Here is a 2,494-nt window from a genome sequence, read left to right as displayed (position 1 = left end):
GTGCCGCGTCGCTATTACGGGCGAATGTTTTTTGCCACCTTGATTGTGATTGCCCTGGCCGCGCTGTTGCGTGCATTCGCCAATGGCCAGATCGAATGGTCCTACATCGGTCAGTTCCTTACGTCTGAGGCCATTCTCTGGGGCTTGGTGAACACCATCGTCATGTCGATCCTGGCGATGGCGCTGGGCGTGGTGATCGGGGTGATCACGGCGATCATGCGTATGTCGGCCAACCCGATCCTGCGGTATGTGGCCATCACCTACACCTGGCTGTTCCGGGGCACGCCGCTGATCCTACAACTGCTGCTGTGGTTCAACCTGGCGTTGATCTTCCCGGTGATCGCGATTCCAGGCCTGTTCAGCATCGACACCGTCGACCTGATGACTCCGTTCGTGGCCGCCCTGCTCGGCCTTAGCATCAACCAGGGCGCGTATACCGCTGAGGTGGTGCGCGCCGGCTTGCTGTCGGTGGACACCGGCCAGTATGAAGCCGCCAAATCCATCGGCATGCCGAGCCTGCAAGCACTGCGTAGGGTGATTCTGCCGCAGGCGATGCGCGTGATCATTCCGCCCGTAGGCAATGAGTTCATCAGCATGGTGAAAATGACCAGCCTGGCCAGCGTGATCCAGTACTCGGAGCTGCTGCACAACGCACAAAACATCTACTACGCCAACGCCCGGGTCATGGAACTGCTGATTGTGGCCGGTATCTGGTACCTGGCGGTGGTGACAGTTCTTTCATTTGGTCAAAGCCGCCTCGAGCGTCGTTTTGCCCGCGGCGCCGGCAAGCGTTCGTAAGTCTGGGTTGAGGAGATTTGCCCCATGAGAAGCATCGTCAAGGCCGTCAACCTGAACAAGTATTACGACCAGTATCACGCGCTGCGCGACATCAACATCGAGGTCGAACAAGGTGAAGTGATGTGCATCATCGGCCCGTCCGGCTCCGGTAAAAGCACGCTGCTGCGTTGCGTCAACCAACTGGAAAAAATCGACAAGGGCGGCCTGTGGGTCGACGGCGAACTGGTGGGCTACCGGGTGATCGGCAACAAGCTGCACGAGATGAACGAATCGCAGATCGCCCGCCAGCGCCTGGCTACCGGCATGGTGTTCCAACGCTTCAATTTGTTCCCGCATATGACCGTATTGCAGAACATCATCGAAGGGCCGTGCCAGGTGCTCAAGCGCTCGCCCAAGGAGGCCATCGAAGATGCGCTGGAACTGCTGGCCCGCGTCGGCCTGGCAGACAAGCGCAATGCCTACCCGGTGGAATTGTCCGGCGGGCAACAACAGCGTGTGGCGATTGCCCGAGCGTTGGCGATGCGCCCCAAGTTGATGCTGTTTGACGAACCCACGTCAGCCCTCGACCCGGAGCTGGTAGGCGAAGTGCTGTCGGTGATGCGTGATTTGGCCACCACCGGCATGACCATGATCGTGGTCACCCATGAGCTGGGCTTTGCCCGCGAAGTGTCCAACCGCATGGTGTTTATGGATGCCGGCCAGATTGTGGAAGCCGGCAGCCCCGAAGAAATTCTAATAAGCCCACAAAACCCGCGTACCCAAAGCTTTATTTCTGCCGTTCGCACTTAACTAAAAAACAAACGAGAACGCCCCCATGAAAAAATTGTTTATCCCAACGTTGCTCGCAGGCCTGATGGCCTCCACTGCAGTTTTCGCGGCATTGCCGGCGGCAATCAAGGACAAGGGTGAGATCAGCGCGGCCATCGTGCCGAATTATCCGCCGATGGATTTCAAGGACACCGCTACCAATAAGCTCACCGGCCTGGATTTCGACCTGGGCAACGCCCTGGCCGAACGCCTGGGCGTGAAGATCAAGTGGCAGGAAACCGGCTTCGAACAGATGCTCAGCGGCCTGACCACCAAGCGCGTAGACATTGTGCTATCGGGCATGACCGACACTGCCGAACGCCAGAAGGCGGTGACCTTCATCGACTACTTCACCAGCGGCCCACAGCTGTACACCCTGGCCAAACGTGAAGACCTCAAGGAATTGACTGACCTGAGCGGTAAAAAAGTCGGCACCAGCCGCCGTACCACCTGGCCGTCGGAAATTACCGCATGGAGCAAGGAACACTGCGAAGCGGCGGGTAAGCCGGCCATCGTGGTGATTGGCACCGAAGGCTCGGCGGATGCGCGGGCGCAGTTGCAGCAGAACCGCTTGGATGCGGCGATGCAAGGCAGCGAGACCATTCCGTACCTGATGTCGCTGGATAAAGGTAAATACAAGCCGGTGGGCCTGGCGATTTCCAAGCAGTTCACCGGGCTTGGGATTGAGAAGAGCAACACTGAGCTGGTCGCGGCGATCAGTGAAGCGCTGCAAGGCATGATTGATGATGGGACCTACGGCAAGATTCTGAAGAAGTGGGACCTGGAGCAAGGTGCGGTCGAGAAGATCACCATCAACTCCGGCCAGTAAAAATATGCTCTGAAATGTGGGAGGGGGCTTGCCCCCGATAGCGGTGTATCAGCCAAGCAT

The 2,494-nt window shown here is 58.3% G+C and carries 3 protein-coding genes; all 3 read left to right on the top strand.

All coding sequences use genetic code 11. From position 1 onward, the window contains the following. A partial coding sequence (locus ACRESD_RS02970) for an amino acid ABC transporter permease (RefSeq protein WP_431749560.1) occupies positions 1-798 on the top strand: 798 nt, incomplete at its 5' end. A 24-nt stretch (positions 799-822) separates the two neighbouring features. After that, positions 823-1,587, top strand: a complete 765-nt coding sequence (locus tag ACRESD_RS02965; protein WP_431749559.1) for an amino acid ABC transporter ATP-binding protein — start codon at positions 823-825, stop codon at positions 1,585-1,587. A 25-nt stretch (positions 1,588-1,612) separates the two neighbouring features. Further along, positions 1,613-2,434, top strand: a complete 822-nt coding sequence (locus ACRESD_RS02960) for an ABC transporter substrate-binding protein (protein ID WP_431749558.1) — start codon at positions 1,613-1,615, stop codon at positions 2,432-2,434. Positions 2,435-2,494: the final 60 nt, after the last annotated feature.

This window comes from Pseudomonas sp. (assembly GCF_050739995.1).
In the GTDB taxonomy this organism is placed as follows: domain Bacteria; phylum Pseudomonadota; class Gammaproteobacteria; order Pseudomonadales; family Pseudomonadaceae; genus Aquipseudomonas.
Note: the sequence above shows the minus strand (reverse complement) of the source record. Positions and strands in the feature narration are given on the sequence as shown.